The sequence below is a fragment of the Streptomyces sp. CA189 genome, from assembly GCF_056428985.1.
This window is the reverse complement of the sequence record NZ_JBWJVM010000063.1, coordinates 22,146-44,544: the sequence shown is the minus strand read 5'-3', so window position 1 is coordinate 44,544 and position 22,399 is coordinate 22,146. Positions and strand designations below refer to the sequence as shown.

At 70.6% G+C, this 22,399-nt stretch carries 22 protein-coding genes; 1 reads left to right on the top strand and 21 read right to left on the bottom strand.

Annotation, left to right across the window (positions count from 1 at the left end; translation table 11 throughout):
* Window positions 1–78 precede the first annotated feature (78 nt).
* From metK to pyrR, 15 genes are all read right to left on the bottom strand, one after another.
* Entirely contained in the window at window positions 79–1,287 is a 1,209-nt protein-coding gene (gene metK, locus AC061S_RS33195; protein ID WP_267814739.1) for a methionine adenosyltransferase, read from the bottom strand.
* 195 nt (window positions 1,288–1,482) lie between these two features.
* Window positions 1,483–2,712, bottom strand: coding sequence for a bifunctional phosphopantothenoylcysteine decarboxylase/phosphopantothenate--cysteine ligase CoaBC (gene coaBC / locus AC061S_RS33190; protein ID WP_478689581.1), 1,230 nt, complete (start codon window positions 2,710–2,712; stop codon window positions 1,483–1,485).
* A 111-nt stretch (window positions 2,713–2,823) separates the two neighbouring features.
* Entirely contained in the window at window positions 2,824–3,096 is a 273-nt protein-coding gene (rpoZ, locus tag AC061S_RS33185) for a DNA-directed RNA polymerase subunit omega (protein ID WP_004948662.1), read from the bottom strand.
* Between the two features lie 79 nt (window positions 3,097–3,175).
* Window positions 3,176–3,739: a guanylate kinase gene (gene gmk, locus AC061S_RS33180; RefSeq protein ID WP_478689580.1), complete on the bottom strand. Its 564-nt coding sequence runs from the start codon at window positions 3,737–3,739 to the stop codon at window positions 3,176–3,178.
* A gap of 61 nt (window positions 3,740–3,800) precedes the next feature.
* Entirely contained in the window at window positions 3,801–4,124 is a 324-nt protein-coding gene (gene mihF, locus AC061S_RS33175; RefSeq protein ID WP_243334344.1) for an integration host factor, actinobacterial type, read from the bottom strand.
* Between the two features lie 245 nt (window positions 4,125–4,369).
* Window positions 4,370–5,344: a dihydroorotate dehydrogenase gene (locus AC061S_RS33170; protein ID WP_478689579.1), complete on the bottom strand. Its 975-nt coding sequence runs from the start codon at window positions 5,342–5,344 to the stop codon at window positions 4,370–4,372.
* Window positions 5,341–6,198, bottom strand: a complete 858-nt coding sequence (locus AC061S_RS33165; RefSeq protein WP_478689578.1) for a dihydroorotate dehydrogenase electron transfer subunit — start codon at window positions 6,196–6,198, stop codon at window positions 5,341–5,343. Before AC061S_RS33165 ends, AC061S_RS33170 begins: the two co-directional genes overlap by 4 nt.
* A gap of 375 nt (window positions 6,199–6,573) precedes the next feature.
* A complete protein-coding gene (gene pyrF / locus AC061S_RS33160) occupies window positions 6,574–7,407 on the bottom strand; it encodes an orotidine-5'-phosphate decarboxylase (RefSeq protein WP_478689587.1) in 834 nt (277 codons plus the stop codon).
* A gap of 14 nt (window positions 7,408–7,421) precedes the next feature.
* The gene (locus AC061S_RS33155; protein ID WP_478689577.1) at window positions 7,422–8,531 is read right to left on the bottom strand and encodes a quinone-dependent dihydroorotate dehydrogenase; all 1,110 of its coding nucleotides are present in this window, start codon (window positions 8,529–8,531) and stop codon (window positions 7,422–7,424) included.
* 79 nt (window positions 8,532–8,610) lie between these two features.
* A complete protein-coding gene (carB, locus tag AC061S_RS33150; RefSeq protein ID WP_478689576.1) occupies window positions 8,611–11,919 on the bottom strand; it encodes a carbamoyl-phosphate synthase large subunit in 3,309 nt (1,102 codons plus the stop codon).
* Window positions 11,912–13,075 (bottom strand): glutamine-hydrolyzing carbamoyl-phosphate synthase small subunit, encoded by a 1,164-nt coding sequence (gene carA, locus AC061S_RS33145; RefSeq protein WP_478689575.1) that lies wholly within the window; start codon window positions 13,073–13,075, stop codon window positions 11,912–11,914. The genes carB and carA overlap by 8 nt, the downstream gene beginning before the upstream one ends.
* Window positions 13,072–13,653: a PH-like domain-containing protein gene (locus AC061S_RS33140; RefSeq protein WP_356517234.1), complete on the bottom strand. Its 582-nt coding sequence runs from the start codon at window positions 13,651–13,653 to the stop codon at window positions 13,072–13,074. The genes carA and AC061S_RS33140 overlap by 4 nt, the downstream gene beginning before the upstream one ends.
* Window positions 13,650–14,936 carry a dihydroorotase gene (locus AC061S_RS33135; protein WP_478689574.1) on the bottom strand — a complete coding sequence of 429 codons (1,287 nt, stop codon included), beginning with the start codon at window positions 14,934–14,936 and terminating at the stop codon, window positions 13,650–13,652. The genes AC061S_RS33140 and AC061S_RS33135 overlap by 4 nt, the downstream gene beginning before the upstream one ends.
* Window positions 14,937–14,938: 2 nt before the next feature.
* Window positions 14,939–15,928, bottom strand: a complete 990-nt coding sequence (locus AC061S_RS33130) for an aspartate carbamoyltransferase catalytic subunit (protein ID WP_356517230.1) — start codon at window positions 15,926–15,928, stop codon at window positions 14,939–14,941.
* 147 nt (window positions 15,929–16,075) lie between these two features.
* On the bottom strand, window positions 16,076–16,672 hold the full coding sequence (pyrR, locus tag AC061S_RS33125; RefSeq protein WP_327251776.1) for a bifunctional pyr operon transcriptional regulator/uracil phosphoribosyltransferase PyrR: 597 nt from the start codon (window positions 16,670–16,672) through the stop codon (window positions 16,076–16,078).
* A gap of 240 nt (window positions 16,673–16,912) precedes the next feature.
* Between pyrR and bldD the strand changes: the two genes are divergently transcribed.
* Window positions 16,913–17,413, top strand: coding sequence for a transcriptional regulator BldD (bldD, locus tag AC061S_RS33120; RefSeq protein WP_069929708.1), 501 nt, complete (start codon window positions 16,913–16,915; stop codon window positions 17,411–17,413).
* A 201-nt stretch (window positions 17,414–17,614) separates the two neighbouring features.
* Here bldD and nusB read toward each other — a convergent pair whose 3' ends face one another.
* From nusB to AC061S_RS33090, 6 genes are all read right to left on the bottom strand, one after another.
* Entirely contained in the window at window positions 17,615–18,052 is a 438-nt protein-coding gene (nusB, locus tag AC061S_RS33115; RefSeq protein ID WP_214948214.1) for a transcription antitermination factor NusB, read from the bottom strand.
* 2 nt (window positions 18,053–18,054) lie between these two features.
* Window positions 18,055–18,621: an elongation factor P gene (efp, locus tag AC061S_RS33110; protein ID WP_243334327.1), complete on the bottom strand. Its 567-nt coding sequence runs from the start codon at window positions 18,619–18,621 to the stop codon at window positions 18,055–18,057.
* 59 nt (window positions 18,622–18,680) lie between these two features.
* The gene (locus AC061S_RS33105; RefSeq protein WP_478689573.1) at window positions 18,681–19,790 is read right to left on the bottom strand and encodes an aminopeptidase P family protein; all 1,110 of its coding nucleotides are present in this window, start codon (window positions 19,788–19,790) and stop codon (window positions 18,681–18,683) included.
* 93 nt (window positions 19,791–19,883) lie between these two features.
* Complete coding sequence (locus tag AC061S_RS33100) at window positions 19,884–20,642, bottom strand: AAA family ATPase (RefSeq protein ID WP_478689572.1); 759 nt, start codon at window positions 20,640–20,642, stop codon at window positions 19,884–19,886.
* 162 nt (window positions 20,643–20,804) lie between these two features.
* Window positions 20,805–21,896 (bottom strand): 3-dehydroquinate synthase, encoded by a 1,092-nt coding sequence (gene aroB / locus AC061S_RS33095; protein WP_478689571.1) that lies wholly within the window; start codon window positions 21,894–21,896, stop codon window positions 20,805–20,807.
* A complete protein-coding gene (locus AC061S_RS33090) occupies window positions 21,893–22,375 on the bottom strand; it encodes a shikimate kinase (protein WP_351378035.1) in 483 nt (160 codons plus the stop codon). The genes aroB and AC061S_RS33090 overlap by 4 nt, the downstream gene beginning before the upstream one ends.
* Window positions 22,376–22,399 lie beyond the last annotated feature (24 nt).

The following is a 22,399-nucleotide window of genomic DNA, read 5'->3' as shown; positions in this document are numbered from 1 at the left end:
GACAACGGCGGACGGGGCGCCGCACGCGGACGGCCCCGGACCACAAGGGTCCGGGGCCGTCCGTCGATCAGGCGGGTACTACAGGCCGGCAGCGGTGCGCAGGGCGTCCACGCGGTCGGTGCGCTCCCAGGTGAAGTCCGGCAGCTCGCGGCCGAAGTGGCCGTAGGCGGCGGTCTGGGCGTAGATCGGACGCAGCAGGTCGAGGTCGCGGATGATCGCGGCCGGACGCAGGTCGAAGACCTGGCCGATGGCGTCCTCGATCTTCTGCACGTCGACCTTGTGCGTACCGAAGGTCTCCACGAACAGGCCCACGGGCTCGGCCTTGCCGATGGCGTACGCGACCTGGACCTCGCAGCGCGAGGCGAGGCCGGCGGCGACCACGTTCTTGGCGACCCAGCGCATGGCGTAGGCGGCGGAGCGGTCGACCTTGGACGGGTCCTTGCCCGAGAAGGCGCCGCCGCCGTGGCGGGCCATGCCGCCGTAGGTGTCGATGATGATCTTGCGGCCGGTCAGACCGGCGTCGCCCATCGGGCCGCCGATCTCGAAGCGGCCGGTCGGGTTGACGAGCAGGCGGTAACCCTCGGTGTCCAGCTTGATGCCGTCCTCGACGAGCTGGTTCAGCACGTGCTCGACGACGAACTCGCGGATGTCCGGAGCCAGCAGCGAGTCCAGGTCGATGTCCGCGGCGTGCTGCGAGGACACGACGACCGTGTCGAGGCGGACGGCCTTGTCGCCGTCGTACTCGATGGTGACCTGGGTCTTGCCGTCGGGGCGCAGGTACGGGATGGTCCCGTTCTTGCGAACCTCGGACAGCCGCTTGGACAGGCGGTGCGCGATGTGGATCGGGAGCGGCATCAGCTCGGGCGTCTCGTCGCAGGCGTACCCGAACATCAGGCCCTGGTCGCCGGCACCCTGCTTGTCGAGCTCGTCCTCGTCGCCCTCGACGCGCTTCTCGTACGCGGTGTCGACGCCCTGCGCGATGTCCGGGGACTGCGCGCCGATGGACACCGACACGCCGCAGGAGGCGCCGTCGAAGCCCTTCTTCGAGGAGTCGTAACCGATCTCGAGGATCTTGTCGCGGACGAGCTGCGCGATCGGCGCGTACGCCTTCGTCGTCACCTCTCCCGCGATGTGGACGAGACCGGTGGTGATGAGGGTCTCCACGGCGACGCGCGAGGTCGGGTCCTCGGTGAGGAGCGCATCGAGAATGGTGTCGCTGATCTGGTCAGCGATCTTGTCGGGGTGACCCTCGGTCACAGACTCCGAGGTGAACAGGCGACGGGACACAACGCTCCCTGGGGTTGCAGCGGCTGCTGGCTGAAATTTTGGTGGAACCACATCGGAGGCTGCGCCCGATCACGTCCCGGCTGCAGTTTATCGGTCGCCACCGTTCGCCGGACCACCCGTCTCGCCCTGTGGGAGCCGTGTGACCTGCGACACTCCATTCTTACCCAAGGAGCAGCCTGCGGAAAGAGCCTCCGCTCAGGCGCGTCGCACCCCGATGCGCGGTGCCACCTGATCCCAAATCACGTCTGCGAGCGACTCCTTCGGACCGTAGGGGACGGCCAGCTCGCTTCCGTCGGAGGACAGGATGACCGCCTCGTTCTCCTCGGAACCGAAGGTCTTCGCCTCACCCACCTCGTTGACGACGAGAAGGTCACATCCCTTGCGGAGGAGCTTCGTCCGCCCGTTCGCGAGCACGTCGTCGGTCTCGGCGGCGAAACCCACCACGACCTGGCCCTCCCGAGCCCGATCGGCGGAAATCTCCGCGAGAATGTCTGGATTCCGTACGAGGGCGACCGGTGCGGGCTCCTGCCCGTCCTTCTTCTTGATCTTCCCGCCCGCGTACTCGGCCGGCCGGAAGTCGGCCACGGCAGCGGCCATCACCACCGCGTCGGCATCCGCGGCAGCCTTGAGTACGGCCTCGCGGAGCTGCAGCGCCGTCCCCACCCGTACGAGGTCCACCCCGGCCGGGTCGGCGAGAGCGGTGTTGGCGGAGACCAGGGTGACCCGGGCCCCGCGGGCGACGGCGGTACGGGCGAGGGCGTAGCCCTGCTTGCCGGAGGAGCGGTTGCCGAGGAAGCGGACGGGGTCCAGCGGTTCGCGCGTCCCGCCCGCGCTGATCACCACGTGCCGGCCGGCGAGGTCGGGCTCGGCCACCCCGCTGGCGAGGCTGTGCCTTCTCAATACGTTCGCGCACACCTCGAAGATCTCCTCGGGGTCGGGCAGCCGCCCCTTACCGGTGTCCTTGCCGGTGAGCCGGCCGACGGCGGGCTCGATGACCACGGCGCCGCGCCGGCGCAGCGTGGCCACGTTCTCCCGGGTGGCCGGGTGCTCCCACATCTCGGTGTGCATCGCGGGTGCGAACACCACGGGGCAGCGCGCGGTGAGGAGGGTGTTGGTGAGCAGGTCGTCGGCCAGCCCGTGGGCGGCCTTGGCGAGCATGTCGGCGGTGGCCGGGGCGACGACGACGAGGTCGGCGGACTGCCCGATGCGCACGTGCGGCACCTCGTGGACGCTCTCCCAGACCTCGGCGGAGGCCGGGTTCCCGGAGAGGGCGGCCCAGGTGGCCTCCCCGACGAAGTTCAGCGACGCCGCCGTCGGCACCACGCGTACGTCGTGCCCGGACTCGGTCAGCCGGCGCAGCAGCTCGCACGCCTTGTAAGCGGCGATCCCGCCGCTGACTCCGAGCACGACCTTCGGCTTACCCACCACACACGCCCCTTCGGCTGATGACCGCCATCACACCCATATGACACCTATGACACACCACAGGCCCGGCAGATGTTCTGCCGGGCCTGTGGTGAAAGGAAAACTCGTGCCTTACTGAGCCGGGGCCTCGATGGCCTCGGAGGTCAGCAGACCCGCGTTGATCTCGCGCAGCGCGATCGAAAGCGGCTTCTCGTGGACGTGGGTGTCCACCAGCGGGCCGACGTACTCGAGCAGGCCCTCACCGAGCTGCGAGTAGTACGCGTTGATCTGACGCGCGCGCTTGGCCGCGTAGATCACGAGGCTGTACTTCGAGTCCGTGGCCTCGAGCAGCTCGTCGATCGGCGGGTTGATGATGCCCTCGGGCGCAGTAATGGAAGAGGACACGCTCTACCTTCCGAAGATGGGGTAAGACCTAGATGTGTCGGATTCGGACCGTCCGGACCGGTTGAACACCGGTCAACGATCAGACGACATTCATCAACGTTAGCAGCTCGCGCGCCACGTCCTCGACCGAGGTGTTGACCAGGGTGGTGTCGAACTCGGATTCGGCAGCCAGTTCGATCTTGGCGGCGCCGAGCCTGCGCTCGACGACCTCCGCGGTTTCGGTGCCCCGGCCGGTGAGCCGGCGGACCAGCTCGTCCCAGCTCGGAGGAGCCAGGAAGACCAGCTGCGCCTCGGACATGGACTCGCGTACGAGCCGTGCGCCCTGGAGGTCGATCTCCAGCAGGACCGGCTCGCCGTTCTCCAGGCGTTCCAGCACTGCGCCGCGCGGTGTGCCGTAGCGGTTGCCCGCGAACTCGGCCCACTCCAGCAGCTCGCCATTGGCGATCAGCTTGTCGAACTCGTCGTCGTTGACGAAGAAGTAGTGGACTCCGTGTCGCTCACCGGGCCGCGGCTTGCGGGTGGTGGCCGACACCGAGAGCCAGACCTCGGGGTGAACCTTGCGCATATGCGCGACGACCGTGCTCTTGCCGACCCCCGAAGGGCCGGAGAGCACGGTCAGCCGCGGACGAACCTCTGCTGCCATAGAGCGATTATCCAGCTTCTCGGGACTGCCTGAGAACGCTGGGAGAACTTCGGACGACGCCTTAGGCGGCGTTGCCGCCGAACTCGCGCTCCAGAGAGGCGATCTGGTTGGAACCGAGACCTCGGACACGCCGGGACTCGGAGATGCCGAGGCGCTCCATGAGCTGCTTGGCGCGCACCTTGCCGACGCCAGGCAGGGACTCCAGGAGAGCGGAAACCTTCATCTTGCCGATGACGTCGTTCTCCTGACCCAGCTTGATGACGTCATGCAGGGAGGCGCCGGAGTGCTTGAGTCGATTCTTCACCTCGGCCCGCTCCCGGCGAGCCGCGGCGGCCTTTTCGAGCGCTGCTGCGCGCTGTTCAGGGGTAAGGGGCGGAAGAGCCACGCCTACGTCACCTCGGATGTCGAACTGTCGGATACGGACCAGTGAGATGCCGGAAGGCATCACACCAGGCGAGTGCCCGAACAGCGGTGGTGCTCGATCGCTGCTCGTTCACTCTGCTCGGAGACTAGCGGCCATGACCGCTCCAGTCAGCGAGAACGGACGAAAAGTCCTGGTCAGCCTCCACTGAACCGTACATCACGGACAAACCACCCCGGTTTTGTCCGGTGAAAGACGTTCGAATTTCGTCAGAGAGTGCGATGAGACCGTCCGACGGAGTCCTCGAACGCCCCGATCCCGCGTGCGGCGAGTGCCGCGCGCAGGTCGTCACGGATCCTCAGGGGCGCGGACGGATCGTTGAACAGCGCGGTCCCCACCGCCACGCCCGAAGCGCCGGCGAGGACGAATTCGAGCGCGTCCCGGCCGGAGGCGATCCCGCCCATCCCGAGGATGGGGACCCGCCGGACGGCGCCGGCCAGCATCGCCCCGTGGACCTGGTAGACGCAGCGGACGGCGACGGGCCGGATCGCCGGGCCGGAGAGGCCGCCGGTGACCCCGGCGAGGGCCGGGCGCATGGTGTCGGTGTCGATGGCCATCCCGAGGACGGTGTTGATCATCGAGAGCCCGTCGGCGCCCGCGTCCGTACAGGCGGCGGCGATGTCGGTGATCCGTGTCACATCGGGGGTCAGCTTGGCGTAGACGGGCAGCGCGGGGTCGGCCGCCGCCTTGACCGCCTTGACCACCTCGAAGGAGGCGTCGGCGTCGCAGGCGAAGACGAGGCCGCGGTTCGCGACGTTGGGGCAGGAGATGTTGGCCTCGATGCCGACCACTCCGGGCTGCCCGGTCAGCCGGGCGGCCGCCTCGGCGAACTCCTCCGTACGCTCCCCCGCGACCGATACGAGGACCCGTGCCCCGCGCTCGGCCAGCCAGGGCAGCTCGTGCTCGACGAAGTGGTCGATGCCGGAGCCCTGGAGCCCGATGGAGTTCAGCATCCCGCTCGGGGTCTCGGCCATCCGGGGAGTGGCGCGGCCGGAGCGGACGTACGGCATCACGGTCTTGGTGGTGATGGTGCCGAGCTCGCCGAGAGGGGTGAACCGGTGCAGCTCGCGGCCGTAGCCGGCGCAGCCGGAGGCGGTGGAGACGGGGTTGGGGAGGGTGACGCGGGCACCGAGGGGTGCGGACATGTCCACGTCTTCGGGGTTGAGGGGACTCACACGACTCACCGGTCGCTCGCCTTCGGGGTCATGGCGGCCGCGCCTTCGAGGTCCCCGGGCAGGGTTCCGGCGTCGTCCCAGCGGACGGTGGCGCCGTCGAAAACGGGTCCGGATGTGCAGGAGCGAAGGAAGCGGGTGACGCCGTCGGGGCCGGTGACGGGCAGGACGCAGCTCATGCAGATCCCGATGCCGCAGGCCATGGCCTCTTCGACGGCGGTGTGGCTGGCGGCTCCGGCGGCGGTGGCGATCTCCGTGACGGCCTTGAGCATGCCCATCGGACCGCAGGAGTGGACCTCGGTGGCCCCGGTCACCGTGATGGCCTCGGGGAGCGGCTCTGTGACCCGGCCCCGCCGTCCGGCCGACCCGTCGTCGGTGACCACGTACACGTGCTCGGCGAGGGCTGCGGCCCGCTCGACTCCGAACAGCCGGTCCGCGGTGGCCGCGCCGAGCACGAAGGCGACCCGGCCGCCGCGCCCGAGGATCTCCTCGGCGAGGGCGAACATCGGGGCGCTGCCGTAGCCGCCGGCGACGAGGACCGCGCCGACCGGGCCGTCGGGGAGCGGGAAGGGGGTGCCGAGGGGGGCGATGAGGTCGACGGTGTCGCCGGGGCGGTGCGCGGCCAGTGCCCTGGTCCCGCGGCCGGCCTCGGCGAAGACGAACTCGACGGTGCCGGTGGCTGGGTCGGCGCGGTGGATGGAGAACGCCCGGCGCAGGAGCATCGCGGAGTCGGGGCCGCCGATGGCGAGGGCGCCGAAGTGGCCGGGGCGCACGCCGGTGACGCCGGGGGCGTCGAGGACGAGGTGGTGGTAGGCCCCGACGGGCGTGATCCGCCGGATGGTGGCGGCGGTCTGTACTGGGGGCACGCGGGGCGCTCCGTCCGGGGGTAGGGGCCGTATCCCCCCACCCCATGATCGCCCGGGGTCACCCCGCACCGCACCGGTCCGAAGCCCCGACCCTCCGGGCCCTACGCCCTTGCCGCACGGCGGTTTCCCGCTGCGCGGGGCGAGGTCCCCTACCCGCCCTTCCACCGTTCCCCGGGCTGCGCCCGGACCCCCCTGGGGCTCAAACGCCGGCGAGGCTGAGATTGCCAAATCCAGCCCCTCCGGCGTTTGAGGAGCGGGGGTCCGGGGGCTGGCCCCCGGCAACGGCGCCGCACGCGGCAACGGGGCCGGGGCGCAGCCCCGGGGAACGGTGGAAGGGCGGGTAGGGGACCTCGCCCCGCGCAGCGGTCCGGTCGGCTACGCCGCGACGGCGGCGCGGATCTCGTCCGCGAAGGCGCGGGCCGAGGCCCGCAGCGCGGCCGCGTCCGGCCCGTGCTTCAGGACGCCCCGCGACACGCTGGGGACGACGTTGCGGACGGCGGAGCCGAACACCGCCGGAAGGTCCGCCGCCGTCGCGCCTTGCGCCCCGATGCCGGGGGCCAGCAGCGGCCCGTTGATGTCCAGGTCGAAGGAGGACAGGTCCCCCAGCGTCGCCCCGACCACGGCTCCGAAGGAGCCCATCGGCGCGGCGCCCGCGTTCTCCGCCGCAAGGTGGGCCAGCATCGTCGCGCCGATCGTCCGGCCGTCCTCCCGTACCGCCCGCTGGACCTCCGCACCCTCCGGGTTGGAGGTCAGGGCGAGGACGAACAGACCGGCCCCCGACTCCCGCGCCAGCTCCACCGCGGGGGCGAGCGAGCCGTAGCCCAGGTACGGGGAGACCGTCAGCGCGTCGGAGAAGAGCGGCGAGGAGGGCGAGAGGAAGGTCTCCGCGTACGCGGCCATCGTCGAGCCGATGTCACCGCGCTTCGCGTCCATGACGACCAGCGTGCCCGCCGCGCGGGCGTCGGCCACCGTCTGCTCCAGTACGGCGATCCCGCGCGAGCCGAACCGCTCGAAGAACGCCGCCTGCGGCTTGAAGACCGCGACCGAGTCGGCGAGCGCCTCGACCACCGTGCGGGAGAACTTCTCCAGGCCCGCGATGTCGTCGTTCAGGCCCCAGGAGGCCAGCAGCGCCGCGTGCGGGTCGATGCCGACGCACAGCGGGCCACGGGTGTCCATCGCCTCGCGCAGCCGCGTACCGAAGGGGATCACAGAAGTCGCAGGGGTCACAGCGCGGCCTTTCGGGTCTCGGCGCCCACCGCTTCGGCGAGCGTCGCGTACGGGCTGGCGGCCAGGCGCGCGGCCAGGCCCTTGTGGATGGCGCGGGCGTAGCAGGGCCCCTCGTAGATGAAGGCGGTGTAGCCCTGGACCAGGCTGGCGCCGGCCAGGATCCGCTGCCAGGCGTCCTCGGCGTTCTCGATGCCGCCGACGCCGACCAGGACCAGCCGGTCGCCGACGCGGGCGTACAGGCGGCGCAGGACCTCCAGCGAGCGCTCCTTGACCGGGGCGCCGGACAGGCCGCCGGTCTCCTTGATCAGCGACGGGTCGGACGTCAGGCCCAGGCCCTCGCGGGCGATCGTCGTGTTCGTCGCGATGATGCCGTCGAGGCCCAGCTCCAGGGCCAGGTCGGCGACCGCGTCCACGTCCTCGTCCGCGAGGTCCGGCGCGATCTTGACGAGCAGCGGGACCCGCCGGTCGGTGACGACGCGGTCCGCCGCCTCGCGCACGGCGCTCAGCAGGGGCCGCAGGGACTCCGTGGCCTGGAGGTTGCGCAGGCCCGGGGTGTTCGGGGAGGAGACGTTGACGACGAGGTAGTCCGCGTGCCGGGCGAGGCGCTCGGTGGAGGCGACGTAGTCGGCTACGGCTTCTTCCTCGGGGACGACCTTGGTCTTGCCGATGTTGACGCCGACGACGGTCTTGAAGACCGGCACGCGGGCGGCCAGGCGGTCGGCGACGGCCGCCGAGCCCTCGTTGTTGAAGCCCATGCGGTTGATCAGCGCGCGGTCCGGGACCAGCCGGAACAGCCGCTTCTTCGGGTTGCCGGGCTGGGCCTCGGCGGTGACGGTGCCGATCTCGATGTGGTCGAAGCCGAGCATCGACATCCCGTCGATGGCGACGGCGTTCTTGTCGAAGCCGGCCGCGAGCCCGAAGGGGCCGTGCATCCGCAGTCCGAGGGCCTCGGTGCGGAGTTCCGCGTACCGGGGGGCCAGGTAGGCGGCGACGAAGGTGCGCAGCACCGGCGTGCGGGCGGCGAGGCGGATCCAGCGGAAGGCCAGGTAGTGGGCCTGCTCCGGGTCCATCCGCTTGAAGACGAGGTTGAAGAACAGTTTGTACATCGTCCGAAATATCCCTTTGGCACTCATGAAAGGGGGGACACCGGTCGCTGTCGCCGGTGCCCCCCTTTCGTACGGGCTGCTAGTCGCGGGCCGCCGTCAGCCGCTCCGCGTGCTCCTGGAGCGAGCGGACGCCGACGTCGCCGCGGTTGAGCGCGTCGATGCCCTGGACGGCCGCGGCGAGCGCCTGGACCGTGGTGAGGCACGGGACTCCGCGCGCCACGGCGGCCGTACGGATCTCGTAGCCGTCGAGGCGGCCACCGGTGCCGTACGGGGTGTTGACGATCAGGTCGACCTGGCCGTCGTGGATGAGCTGGACGATGGTCTTCTCGCCGTCCGGGCCCTCGCCCTCGCTGAGCTTGCGCACGACGGTGGCGTTGATGCCGTTGCGGCGCAGGACCTCGGCGGTGCCGGAGGTGGCCATCAGCTCGAAGCCGTGGGCGACGAGCTCGCGCGCCGGGAAGATCATCGTGCGCTTGTCGCGGTTGGCGACGGAGATGAAGGCGCGGCCCTTGGTGGGCAGCGGGCCGTAGGCGCCGGCCTGCGACTTGGCGTACGCCGTGCCGAAGACGGAGTCGATGCCCATGACCTCGCCGGTGGAGCGCATCTCCGGGCCGAGGACGGTGTCGACGCCGCGGCCGTGGATGTCGCGGAAGCGCGACCACGGCATGACGGCCTCCTTGACGGAGATCGGCGCGTCGAGCGGCAGGGTGCCGCCGTCGCCGGTCTTCGGGAGCATGCCTTCTTCGCGGAGCTCGGCGATGGTGGTGCCGAGCGAGATGCGGGCGGCGGCCTTCGCGAGCGGGACGGCGGTCGCCTTCGAGGTGAAGGGGACGGTCCGGGAGGCGCGCGGGTTGGCCTCCAGGACGTAGAGGATGTCACCCGCCATCGCGAACTGGATGTTGATCAGGCCGCGGACGCCGACGCCCTTGGCGATGGCCTCGGTGGAGGCGCGCAGGCGCTTGATGTCGTAGCCGCCGAGGGTGATCGGGGGCAGGGCGCAGGCCGAGTCGCCGGAGTGGATGCCGGCTTCCTCGATGTGCTCCATGACGCCGCCGAGGTAGAGCTCGGTGCCGTCGTAGAGGGCGTCGACGTCGATCTCGATCGCGTCGTCGAGGAACCGGTCGACCAGCACGGGGCGGGTCGGCGAGATCTCGGTGGACTCGGCGATGTACGAGGACAGCCGGTCCTCGTCGTAGACGATCTCCATGCCGCGGCCGCCGAGCACGTACGAGGGGCGTACGAGGACGGGGTAGCCGATCTCGTCGGCGATGGCCTTGGCGCCGGCGAAGGTGGTGGCGGTGCCGTGCTTGGGGGCGGGCAGGCCGGCGTCGGCGAGGACCTGGCCGAAGGCGCCGCGGTCCTCGGCGGCGTGGATGGCCTCCGGCGGGGTGCCGACGATGGGCACGCCGTTGTCCTTGAGGGCCTGGGCGAGGCCCAGGGGGGTCTGGCCGCCGAGCTGGACGATGACACCGGCGATGGGGCCCGCGAGGGACTCGGCGTGGACGATCTCCAGCACGTCTTCGAGCGTGAGCGGCTCGAAGTACAGGCGGTCGGATGTGTCGTAGTCGGTGGAGACGGTCTCCGGGTTGCAGTTGACCATCACGGTCTCGTAGCCGGCGTCGCTGAGGGCGAAGGAGGCGTGGACGCAGGAGTAGTCGAACTCGATGCCCTGGCCGATGCGGTTCGGGCCGGAGCCCAGGATGATGACCGCGGGCTTCTCGCGCGGGGCGACCTCGGACTCCTCGTCGTAGGACGAGTAGAAGTACGGGGTCTTCGCGGCGAACTCGGCGGCGCAGGTGTCGACCGTCTTGTAGACCGGGCGGACTCCGAGCGCGTGGCGGACCTCGCGGACGACGTCCTCGCGCAGGCCGCGGATCTCGGCGATCTGGAAGTCGGAGAAGCCGTGGCGCTTGGCCTCGACGAGCAGCTCGGGGTAGAGCTTGTCGGCGGCGGCCAGCTCGTCGGCGATCTCCTTGATGAGGAAGAGCTGGTCGACGAACCAGGGGTCGATCTTCGTGTACTCGAAGACCTCTTCCTGGGTGGCGCCGGCGCGGATGGCCTGCATGACGGTGTTGATGCGGCCGTCGGTCGGGCGGACCGCGGTGGCGAGCAGCTCCTCCTTGTCGCCGGTGGGGCCGACGAAGGTGAACTGCGAGCCCTTCTTCTCCAGCGAGCGCAGGGCCTTCTGCAGGGCCTCGGTGAAGTTGCGGCCGATGGCCATGGCCTCGCCCACCGACTTCATGGTGGTGGTGAGGGTGGCGTCGGCGAGCGGGAACTTCTCGAAGGCGAAGCGCGGGGCCTTGACGACGACGTAGTCGAGGGACGGCTCGAAGGAGGCCGGCGTCTTCTCGGTGATGTCGTTGGGGACCTCGTCGAGCGTGTAGCCGATGGCCAGCTTGGCGGCGATCTTGGCGATCGGGAAGCCGGTGGCCTTCGACGCGAGCGCCGAGGAGCGCGAGACGCGCGGGTTCATCTCGATGACGATGACGCGGCCGTCGACCGGGTCGATCGCGAACTGGATGTTGCAGCCGCCGGTGTCGACGCCGACCTCGCGGATGATCGCGATGCCGATGTCGCGCAGCCGCTGGTACTCGCGGTCGGTGAGCGTCATGGCCGGGGCTACGGTGATCGAGTCACCGGTGTGGACGCCCATCGGGTCGAAGTTCTCGATGGAGCAGACGACGACGACGTTGTCCTTGGTGTCGCGCATCAGCTCCAGCTCGTACTCCTTCCAGCCGAGGATGGACTCCTCCAGGAGCACCTCGGTGGTCGGGGAGAGCATCAGGCCCTGGCCGGCGATGCGGCGCAGCTCGTCCTCGTCGTGGGCGAAGCCGGAGCCGGCGCCGCCCATGGTGAAGGAGGGGCGCACGACGACGGGGTAGCCGCCGAGGGTGTCGACGCCCTGGATGATGTCGTCCATCGTGTGGCAGATGACCGAGCGGGCGGACTCGCCGTAGCCGATCTTGGCGCGGACGGCTTCGACGACGCCCTTGAAGAGCTCGCGGTCCTCGCCCTTGTTGATGGCCTCGACGTTGGCGCCGATGAGCTCGACGTTGTACTTCTCCAGCACACCCTGCTCGTGCATGGAGATGGCGGTGTTCAGCGCGGTCTGGCCGCCGAGGGTCGGGAGCAGCGCGTCGGGGCGCTCCTTCGCGATGATCTTCTCGACGAACTCGGGGGTGATCGGCTCGACGTACGTGGCGTCGGCGATCTCCGGGTCGGTCATGATCGTGGCGGGGTTGGAGTTCACCAGGATCACCCGCAGGCCCTCGGCCTTGAGGATGCGGCAGGCCTGGGTCCCGGAGTAGTCGAACTCGGCGGCCTGGCCGATGACGATCGGGCCGGAGCCGATGACCAGGACGGACTGGATATCGGTGCGCTTAGGCACGATCGGCCTCCATCTGGGCGGTGTTCATCAAAGACGTGAAGCGGTCGAAGAGGTACGCGGCGTCGTGCGGGCCGGCGGCAGCCTCGGGGTGGTACTGGACGGAGAAGGCCGGCTGGTCGAGCAGCTGGAGGCCTTCCACGACGTTGTCGTTCAGGCAGACGTGGGAGACCTCGGCGCGGCCGTAGGGGGTCTCGGAGACCTTGTCGAGGGGCGCGTCCACGGCGAAGCCGTGGTTGTGCGCGGTGATCTCGACCTTGCCGGTGGTGCGGTCCTGCACCGGCTGGTTGATGCCGCGGTGGCCGTACTTCAGCTTGTAGGTGCCGAAGCCGAGCGCGCGGCCCAGGATCTGGTTGCCGAAGCAGATGCCGAAGAGCGGGGTCTTGCGGGCGAGGACGCCCTGCATGACGGAGACCGCGTGGTCGGCGGTGGCCGGGTCGCCCGGGCCGTTGGAGAAGAACACGCCGTCGGGGTCGACCGCGTACACGTCCTCGACGGTGGCGGTGGCGGGGAGCACGTGCACCTCGATGCCGCGCTCGGCCATCCGGTGCGGGGTCATGCCCTTGATGCCGAGGTCCACGGCGGCCACGGTGAACTTCTTCTCACCGATCGCGGGGACGACGTACGTCTCCTTGGTGGCGACCTCGGCGGAGAGGTCGGCGCCCTTCATCTGCGGGGCTTCCTTGACGCGGGCCAGCAGGGCCTCGTCGCGCACGCCGTCCCAGGCCTCGCCGGAGAAGATGCCGACGCGCATGGCGCCGCGCTCGCGCAGGTGGCGGGTCAGGGCGCGGGTGTCGATGCCGGAGATCCCGACGACGCCCTGCTTGACGAGCTCCTCGTCCAGCGAGCGCACCGAGCGCCAGTTGGAGGGGACGCGGGCGGGGTCGCGTACGACGTAGCCGGCGACCCAGATGCGGGAGGACTCGGGGTCCTCGTCGTTGACACCGGTGTTGCCCACGTGCGGGGCGGTCATCACGACGACCTGCCGGTGGTACGACGGGTCGGTGAGGGTCTCCTGGTAGCCGGTCATGCCGGTGGAGAACACGGCCTCGCCGAAGGTCTCCCCCACAGCGCCGTAGGCGCGGCCGCGGAAGATCCGACCGTCCTCCAGGACGAGTACGGCGGGAGCTTTGGCTGCTCCCCTGGTGGAGGTCGTCATCGTTCGGCGCCTTCCGTCGTGGTGATTGAGTGGTTCATGTCGTTGATCGCTTCGACCCATGCGGCGTGTTCGGCCGCGCGGTCGGAGCGGAATCCGGAGTCGATCAGCCTGTCGCCGTGCGCCCATGTGACGACGAGGAGACCGCCCTCGGTGAGTACCTTGCCCGCGATTCCCTTGTCGAGGCGGGCGCCGCGCAGCTGCGCGGCCGGTACGAAGAAGTCGGTGGCACCCGGACGGACCACGTCGAGGCCCGCGTCGGTGAGCGTGAGCTCGACCCGGCTGCGGACGCCCAGTCCGTGGGCGACGATCCGGTCGAGCCACTGCCCGGCGGTGGTGGACCCGTGGTACCGGCCGGTCAGGGCCAGCCGGTGCTCGGGGAGGCCGCCGGGGGCGGCGGGCAGCTCCGGCAGATCGCTCTGCAGGGTGCCGCGCCATTTCCAGCCCTGCCGCATCAGCCAGTACACGAACGCGATGAAGACGAGCAGACCGATCACCCACGCGATGCGGGCGCCCCAGTCCGTCACCTCCGCCGACTTCCGTGTCGCCTCGGCGGCCAGTTGGATTACTGCAGGTGTCACGCCAGCGTCCCGTCCACGACCGTTGCCCGGCCCCGCAGGAAGGTGTGAGTGACGCGCCCCGGCAGCTCACGGCCCTCGTAAGGCGTGTTGCGGCTGCGGGAGGCGAAGTGTGCGGGGTCCACGACACCACGGTACGAGGTATCGACCAAGGTCAGGTTCGCGGGTTCACCTGCCGAGACGGGGCGTCCGTGGTTCGGGAGGCTGCCGATGCGCGCCGGAGCGAAGGACATGCGCTCGGCGACGCCCGCCCAGTCGAGCAGCCCGGTCTCCACCATCGTCTGCTGGACGACGGAGAGCGCGGTCTCCAGGCCCACCATGCCCATGGCGGCGGCGGCCCACTCGCAGTCCTTGTCCTCGTGCGGGTGCGGGGCGTGGTCGGTGGCGACGATGTCGATCGTGCCGTCGGCGAGCGCCTCGCGCAGGGCCAGCACGTCGGCTTCGGTGCGAAGCGGCGGGTTGACCTTGTAGACCGGGTTGTACGAGCGCACGAGCTCGTCGGTGAGGAGCAGGTGGTGCGGGGTGACCTCGGCGGTGACGTCGATGCCGCGGGACTTGGCCCAGCGGATGATCTCGACGGAGCCGGCGGTGGAGAGGTGGCAGATGTGGACGCGGGAGCCGACGTGCTCGGCGAGCAGGACGTCGCGGGCGATGACCGATTCCTCGGCGACGGCCGGCCAGCCGCCGAGGCCGAGCTCGGCGGAGACGATGCCCTCGTTCATCTGGGCGCCCTCGGTGAGGCGGGGCTCCTGGGCGTGCTGGGCGACGACGCCGCCGAAGGCCTTCACGTACTCCAGGGCGCGGCGCATGATCACGGCGTCGTCCACGCACTTGCCGTCGTCGGAGAAGACGGTGACGCGGGCGGCGGACTCGTGCATGGCGCCCAGCTCGGAGAGCTGCTTGCCCTCCAGGCCGACGGTGACGGCGCCGATGGGCTGCACGTCGCAGTAACCGGACTCCTTGCCCAGGCGCCACACCTGCTCGACGACGCCGGCGGTGTCGGCGACGGGGAAGGTGTTGGCCATCGCGAAGACGGCGGTGTAGCCGCCGGAGGCAGCGGCGCGGGTGCCGGTGAGGACGGTCTCGGAGTCCTCGCGGCCGGGCTCGCGCAGGTGGGTGTGGAGGTCGACGAGGCCGGGGAGGAGGACCTGGCCCGCGGCCTCGATGACGGTCGCGTCGCCGGCGTCGAGGTCCGTACCCACGACGGCGATGGTCTCGCCGTCGATCAGGACGTCCTGGACGTCGCCACCGAGTACCTTCGCACCACGGATAAGGATCTTGCTCATCTTTACTTGCTCTCCTCGGTGCGGGGCGTGCTGGTGGTGGTGACGGCGGGCTCGGAGCCTCCGAGCAGCAGGTACAGGACGGCCATGCGGATCGAGACGCCGTTGGTGACCTGCTCGATGACCGTGCAGCGGTCGGAGTCGGCGACCTCGGCGGTGATCTCCATGCCGCGGACCATCGGGCCGGGGTGCATCACGATGGCATGCTCGGGCATGCGCGCCATGCGGGCGCCGTCCAGGCCGTAGCGGCGGGAGTACTCGCGCTCGGTCGGGAAGAAGGCGGCGTTCATCCGCTCGCGCTGCACCCGCAGCATCATCACGGCGTCGGACTTCGGCAGCACCTCGTCCAGGCTGTACGAGATCTCGCACGGCCAGGCCTCGACGCCGACCGGCACCAGGGTGGGCGGGGCCACCAGGGTGACCTGGGCGCCGAGGGTGTGCAGCAGGTGGACGTTGGAGCGGGCGACCCGGCTGTGCAGGACGTCGCCGACGATGGTGATCCGGCGGCCGTTCAGGTCCTTGCCGAGACCGGCGTCCTTGCCGACCAGGCGGCGGCGCATGGTGAAGGCGTCGAGCAGGGCCTGGGTGGGGTGCTCGTGGGTGCCGTCGCCGGCGTTGATCACCGGGGCGTCGATCCAGCCGGAGGTGGCGAGCCGGTAGGGGGCGCCGGAGGCGTGGTGGCGGATGACGACCGCGTCGACGCCCATGGCCTCCAGGGTCTGGGCGGTGTCCTTGAGGGATTCGCCCTTGGAGACGCTGGAGCCCTTGGCCGCGAAGTTGATGACATCGGCGGAGAGGCGCTTCTCGGCGGCCTCGAAGGAGATCCGGGTCCGGGTCGAGTCCTCGAAGAAGAGGTTGCAGATCGTGCGGCCGCGCAGGGTGGGCAGCTTCTTGATCGGCCGGTCCGCGACGCGGGCCATCTCCTCGGCGGTGTCGAGGATCAGGACGGCGTCGTCGCGCGTGAGATCGGCGGCCGAGATGAGGTGGCGCTTCATCCGGGTGCTCCGTAAGTCGGTGAGGTCAAAGCCGTGGTGAGGTCAAAGCCGTGGTGAGGTCAAAGCCGTGGGAGGGCAGACAGGCTGGGGGTACGGGCAGGGCAGGCTCCGGCGCGGACCCCGAGGGGCCCGGCCGTCCGCAGGGGGCTACTGCCCGGCTGCCCGGTCGGTCCGCTGGCCGAGCAGCACGGCGTCTCGGCCGTCCTCCTCCTGGACCTGGACCTGGACGTTCTCCCGCAGCGACGTGGGGAGGTTCTTGCCGACGTAGTCGGCGCGGATCGGCAGTTCGCGGTGGCCGCGGTCGACGAGGACCGCCAGCTGCACCGCGCGGGGGCGGCCGAGGTCGCCGAGGGCGTCGAGGGCGGCGCGGATGGTGCGGCCGGAGAAGAGAACGTCGTCGACGAGGACGACCAGGCGGCCGTCGATGTCGTCGCCGGGAATCTCGGTGCGACCGATCGCCCGGGCCGGCTTCATCCGCAGGTCGTCGCGGTACATGGTGATGTCGAGGGAGCCGACCGGGATCTTCGCACCGGTGATCTCTTCGAGCTTGGCGGCCAGCCGACGGGCGAGGAACACACCGCGGGTGGGAATGCCGAGGAGCACCACATCGTCGGCGCCCTTGGCGCGTTCGACGATTTCGTGGGCGATACGGGTCAGAACCCGGGCGATGTCCTGCGCTTCGAGAACGGGGCGCATGACGTCGGCAGCTGTTTTCTGATCCTGCTGATCGTGCTGAGTGTCCATGAAAAGGACCTCCTTCTCCGCCTCACGGGACGGACCTTAAAGGACGTCGGATGTACGTGTTCCACGGTACCAGGGAGATTCCCGCGACCTGGCATCGGGGCAGACCAGGACCCCTCTTACGTGGGCGTTGGAGACCATTCGGCTTGACGCATCCAAGTAACGCTGCGTAACCTCACAGTGAGTTACCAGCCGCGCGGCGGAGCCGCACGTGGTCATGTCGTCACAGCGTCCGGGAGCGTTATGTCCAGCGAATACGCCAAACAGCTCGGGGCCAAGCTCCGCGCCATCCGCACCCAGCAGGGCCTTTCCCTCCACGGTGTCGAGGAGAAGTCCCAGGGCCGGTGGAAGGCCGTGGTGGTCGGTTCTTACGAGCGCGGAGACCGCGCCGTGACCGTCCAGCGTCTCGCCGAGCTGGCGGACTTCTACGGGGTTCCGGTGCAGGAACTGCTGCCGGGTACGACCCCCGGCGGAGCGGCCGAGCCGCCGCCGAAGCTGCGCCTGGACCTGGAGCGCCTGGCCCACGTGCCCGCCGAGAAGGCCGGCCCGCTGCAGCGTTACGCGGCGACCATCCAGAGCCAGCGCGGCGACTACAACGGCAAGGTGCTCTCGATCCGCCAGGACGACCTGCGCACCCTCGCCGTCATCTACGACCAGTCGCCCTCGGTCCTGACCGAGCAGCTCATCAGCTGGGGCGTGCTGGACGCGGACGCTCGCCGTGCGGTGGCGCACGAGGACATCTAGTCCCCCAAGCCTCAGCAGAAACGTTTACCGGTGGGTGCCGGGAGCCGAAACGCTCCCCGCACCCACCGGTTTTTTCGTGCCTCCCAGCCGCCCCAGGCCGCACCAGGCCGCCCCAGGGCATCCAGACCACCCGGGCATACGACGGAGGGCCCGCAGCGCGCGTACGCTGCGGGCCCTCCGTTCTCGCCGTACCGGCGCCTGTCAGCTCTCGCTGCGGCGCAGCTTCGGCTTGAGGTCCTTGAAGCGGCCGAGCAGTCCGTTCACGAACGAGGGCGACTCGTCCGTGGAGAACTCCTTGGCCAGCTGTACGGCCTCGTCGATGGCCACGGCGTCCGGGGTTCCGTCGACCCAGATCAGCTCGTAGGCACCGAGACGCACGATGTTCCGGTCGACGACCGGCATGCGGTCGAGGTCCCAGTCCACGGCGTAGGTGGCGATCAGATCGTCGATGCGGTCCACCTTGTCGGCGTACCCCTCGACGAGTTCCATGGTGAACTCGTTCACCGCGGGCTGGCGGTCGGTGTCCGACCGCGAGTGGCGGACCCAGTCCGCGAGGACCTCGCGCACGGAGACCCCGCGCTGGTCGGCCTCGAACAGGATCTGGAAAGCGCGCTTGCGCGCGTTGCTCCGGGCAGCCACGGTTAGCTGTTCACCCGGCCGAGGTAGTCGCTGGTGCGGGTGTCGACCTTGATCTTCTCGCCGGTGTTGATGAAGAGCGGGACCTGGATCTCGTGGCCCGTCTCCAGCGTCGCCGGCTTCGTGCCACCGGTGGAGCGGTCGCCCTGGACGCCCGGGTCGGTGTGCTCGATGGTCAGCTCGACGGCGGCCGGCAGCTCGACGTAGAGCACCTCGCCCTCGTGGCGGGCCACGGAGGCGGTGAAGCCCTCGATCAGGAAGTTGGCGGCATCGCCGACGGCCTTCTTGTCGACCATCAGCTGGTCGAAGTCCTCCATGTCCATGAACACGAAGTACTCGCCGTCCATGTAGGAGAACTGCATGTCGCGGCGGTCGATGGTGGCCGTCTCGACCTTGGTGCCGGCGTTGAACGTCTTGTCGACGACCTTGCCGGACATGACGCTCTTCAGCTTGGTGCGCACGAAGGCCGGGCCCTTGCCGGGCTTGACGTGCTGGAACTCGACGACGGACCAGAGCTGGCCCCCGTCGAGCTTCAGCACCATGCCGTTCTTGAGGTCGTTCGTGGAAGCCACGGTGTGGGAATCTCCTGCACTGGAAGACCACGGGTGCGCGCACAGCCCGGCGACGCGGGCTAGAGCGCGAGCAGCTCCTTGGTCGTAATGGTGAGTAGCTCGGGACCGCCGTCCGCCTCGGGGCGTACGACGAGCGTGTCATCGATCCGGACACCACCCCGGCCAGGGAGGTGAACCCCCGGTTCGACGGTGACCGGCACGCAAGCGTCCAGTTTACCCATGGCGGTAGGTGCAAGCTGCGGGTCCTCGTCGATTTCGAGACCGACACCGTGTCCGGTCCATGCAGCGAGGGCCTCACCGTGACCTGCGGAGTCGAGTACGGAGCGGGCCGCGTGATCCACATCGCGGTACGCGGCCCCGGGCATCAGAGCCTCCCGACCCGCCCGCTGGGCGGCGAAGACGAGCTCGTACAGCTCGATCTGCCAGTCGGCGGGGGTCGTGCCGATCACGAAGGTGCGGCCGATCTCGCAGCGATAGCCCCGGTAGTTCGCGCCGAGGCAGACGGACAGGAAATCACCCTCCTCGACCCGCCGGTCCGAGGGCCGGTGCCGGGAGCGGCCGGAGTGCGGGCCGGTGCCGACGGAGGTCGGGAAGGCCGGGCCGTCGGCCCCGTGGTCCACGAGCCGGCGTTCCAGCTCCAGGGCCAGGTGCCGTTCGGTGCGGCCCACCAGGATCGATTCGAGCAGCTCGCCGAGGGCCTGGTCGGCGATCTCGGCGGCGATCCGCAGGCAGGCGATCTCCTCCTCGTCCTTGACGAGGCGCTGCTGTTCCACGGCGGTCCCCAGATCGGCCAGGCGCAGCCCGGGTGCCACCGAGCTCAGGGCGCGGTGCCGGCCGACGGTGAGGTGGTGTTCCTCGACGGCGAGGGATTCGGCGCGGGCCGCGGAGGCCGTGTCGGCCGCCGCGACGGCGGGATCCGCTCCGGGGCCGGCCAGCACGGAGAGCCGTAGGTTCCCGTCGAGCCGCCCCTCGTCGGCCTCCCCGGTGGGCGGCCCGGCGCAGAACAGCATGTCCTCGCCGCCCGGACCGACCAGCAGGACCGCGCCCAGCGGCGACGCCCCGGAGAGGTAGCGGACGTTCGCCGGACGCGTGATGAGTGCGGCGGCGTTTCCGGCGGCCGCACAGCGGTCGCGAAGCAGGCCCCGGCGGGCCGCGTACACGTCTGACATGTTTCCGAGCCTACGAGCGCGGCGCGCATCCGGCCTGGTGAGCGCAGCCGTACGGGGGCCGGGCCGGTCCCGCCGGGCGCCGCGGGCGGGGATTCAGTAGGCCGGCTGCGAGATGACGCGGGCCAGGGTCTCGTCCAGGGCGCGGGCGGTCCCCTCGACGTCCAGGTGGGAGTTGTCGATGATCGGCAGCCCGGATCCGTACCAGCCGGCCATCCGGCCGTGGATCCGCGCGACCTCCTCGTCGGAGAGCCGCCGGTTCCCGGAGCGGGCGGCGTTGCGCTCCAGGACGATCTCCAGGCCGGGCAGCAGGACGACCGGCAGCAGCGCGGGCCCGACATGGCGCTTCCAGCCGCCGAGGCCCACCACCGGCCGGTCCGGGAACACGGCGTCGTCGAGGATGCAGGAGATCCCGTTGGCCAGGAAGTTCCGGGCGGCGAAGCCGCAGGTGCGGCGGGCGAGGCGGTACTGGGCCTCGGAGTGGTCGTTCCAGCCGGCCTGTGGATCCGCGAAGCCCGAGCAGACCCATTCCCGTACGTCGTCCAGGCTTATGTGCGCGGTGGGGACGGGCCGGGTGCCGGCCCAGTGGCGGGCCACCGTGGTCTTGCCGGCACCCGCGGGGCCGATCAGCAGGACCGCGAGGGTGGCGCCGCCGGTGCCGGGAGCGGCGGGCGGCAGCGGGACGTGCCCGGTGAATCCGTCCGGCGGACCCGGCGCGGCGAGGGGCGCGGCGGGCCCGGCGGGCATGGGAGGCGCCGGCCAGCCCGCCACGGGCGGTACCGGCGGCTGCGGGGGCGCTGCCGGGTGCTGACTCCCCGGCGGCTCCCAGCCCCCGCCTGCCATGCCCTGCTGCATCCGCTGCCACTCCGTCTCGTTCCACCACGACTGATGCGAGAACGTTATATGACCACGGGGGCTCGGCGGGTCACACGGCCGCGAGGTGGCACTGCGCAGACCGGTTCAGACCGGCCCGAACCGGTCGGGCCGGCGGGGCCGGTTCGCACCGGCCCGGCCGGATCAGGCCGCGACCTCGCCGAAGGCCGCCACGAGGACGGCCGGATCGGGACCCTCCAGGACGGTCGGCTTCGCCAGCCCGTCCAGGACGATGAAGCGCAGCAGGTCGCCCCGGGACTTCTTGTCGAGCTTCATGGTCTCCAGCAGCTTGGGCCACTGGTCGCCGCGGTAGGTCAGCGGCAGCCCCACCGAGGCGAGGACGGCCTTGTGCCGGTCGGCCGTCGCGTCGTCGAGCCGGCCCGCGAGCCGGCCGAGTTCGGCGGCGAAGACCATGCCGATCGAGACGGCCGCACCGTGGCGCCACTTGTAGCGCTCGTTCTTCTCGATGGCGTGCGCGAGGGTGTGCCCGTAGTTGAGGATCTCCCGCAGGCCCGACTCCTTGAGGTCGCTGGAGACCACGTCGGCCTTGACCTGGATGGAGCGGCAGATCAGCTCGGCCGTGTGCGGGCCGGCCGGGGTGCGCGCCGCCTCGGGGTCCGCCTCGATCAGGTCGAGGATCACCGGGTCGGAGATGAACCCGGCCTTGATGATCTCGGCGAGACCGCTGACGTAGTCGTTGACCGGCAGCGACTCCAGCGCCGCCAGGTCGCAGAGCACGCCGGCCGGCGGGTGGAAGGCGCCGACGAGGTTCTTGCCCTCGGCGGTGTTGATGCCGGTCTTGCCGCCGACGGCCGCGTCCACCATCGCCAGGATGGTGGTCGGGACGGCGATCCAGCGCACCCCGCGCAGCCAGGAGGCCGCGACGAAGCCCGCGAGGTCGGTGGTGGATCCCCCGCCGACGCCGACGATGGCGTCGCTGCGGGTGAAGCCGGACTGGCCCAGCGCCTTCCAGCAGTACGCCATCACCTCGGCCGTCTTGGCCTCTTCGGCGTTCGGCACCTGGATGGCGACGGCCTCGTACCCCTGCGCGGCGAGGTCGTCCCGCAGGGCCTCACCGGTCGAGGCGAGGGCCTCGGGGTGGATGACGGCGACCCGCTGGGCCTTCGTACCGATCAGGGAGCCGAGCTCGCCGAGCAGCTGCCGGCCGACCAGCACCTCGTACGCGTCGTGCCCGGCGCTCGCGCCGACCTGGATCCGCGTCACCTGGTCTGTCATGCGTTCTTCAACTCCAGAGCGTCGAGGACCGCCTGGGCGACCTCTTCGGGGGTGCGGGCGTCGGTGGCCACCACGACGCGCGCGACTTCGGTGTACAGGGGGCGCCGGGCGTCCATCAGCTCGCGCCACTGGCGGCGCGGGTTGACGGCGAGCAGCGGGCGCGCGGCGCCGAGGCCCACGCGCTTGACTGCTTCCTCGACGTCCATCGAGAGGTAGGCGACCGGCAGCCCGGACAGCAGTTCGCGCGTCTTCTCGTCGAGGACGGCGCCGCCGCCGAGGGCGAGGACCCCCTCGTGTCCGGCGACGGCGGCGGCGACCGCCTCACGCTCCAGCTCACGGAAGTAGGGTTCGCCCTCGTCCACGAAGATGTCGGAGATCTCCCGGCCCTGGGCCGCGACGATGTCGGCGTCGGTGTCCCGGTAGGAGACGCCGAGCCGCTGGGCGATCAGCTCGCCCACGGTGGACTTGCCGGACCCCATGGGGCCGACGAGTACCACCACGGG

Coding starts and splice junctions, on each gene's coding strand:
- gmk (WP_478689580.1), bottom strand. CDS start 3,739: ATGGCAGCAGAGGTTCGTCCGCGGCTGACCGTGCTCTCCGGCCCTTCG.
- AC061S_RS33155 (WP_478689577.1), bottom strand. CDS start 8,531: ATGTACAAACTGTTCTTCAACCTCGTCTTCAAGCGGATGGACCCGGAG.
- carA (WP_478689575.1), bottom strand. CDS start 13,075: ATGACGACCTCCACCAGGGGAGCAGCCAAAGCTCCCGCCGTACTCGTC.
- AC061S_RS33135 (WP_478689574.1), bottom strand. CDS start 14,936: ATGAGCAAGATCCTTATCCGTGGTGCGAAGGTACTCGGTGGCGACGTC.
- AC061S_RS33130 (WP_356517230.1), bottom strand. CDS start 15,928: ATGAAGCGCCACCTCATCTCGGCCGCCGATCTCACGCGCGACGACGCC.
- pyrR (WP_327251776.1), bottom strand. CDS start 16,672: ATGGACACTCAGCACGATCAGCAGGATCAGAAAACAGCTGCCGACGTC.
- bldD (WP_069929708.1), top strand. CDS start 16,913: ATGTCCAGCGAATACGCCAAACAGCTCGGGGCCAAGCTCCGCGCCATC.
- AC061S_RS33105 (WP_478689573.1), bottom strand. CDS start 19,790: ATGTCAGACGTGTACGCGGCCCGCCGGGGCCTGCTTCGCGACCGCTGT.
- AC061S_RS33100 (WP_478689572.1), bottom strand. CDS start 20,642: ATGCAGCAGGGCATGGCAGGCGGGGGCTGGGAGCCGCCGGGGAGTCAG.
- aroB (WP_478689571.1), bottom strand. CDS start 21,896: ATGACAGACCAGGTGACGCGGATCCAGGTCGGCGCGAGCGCCGGGCAC.
- AC061S_RS33090 (WP_351378035.1), bottom strand. CDS start 22,375: ATGGGGTCCGGCAAGTCCACCGTGGGCGAGCTGATCGCCCAGCGGCTC.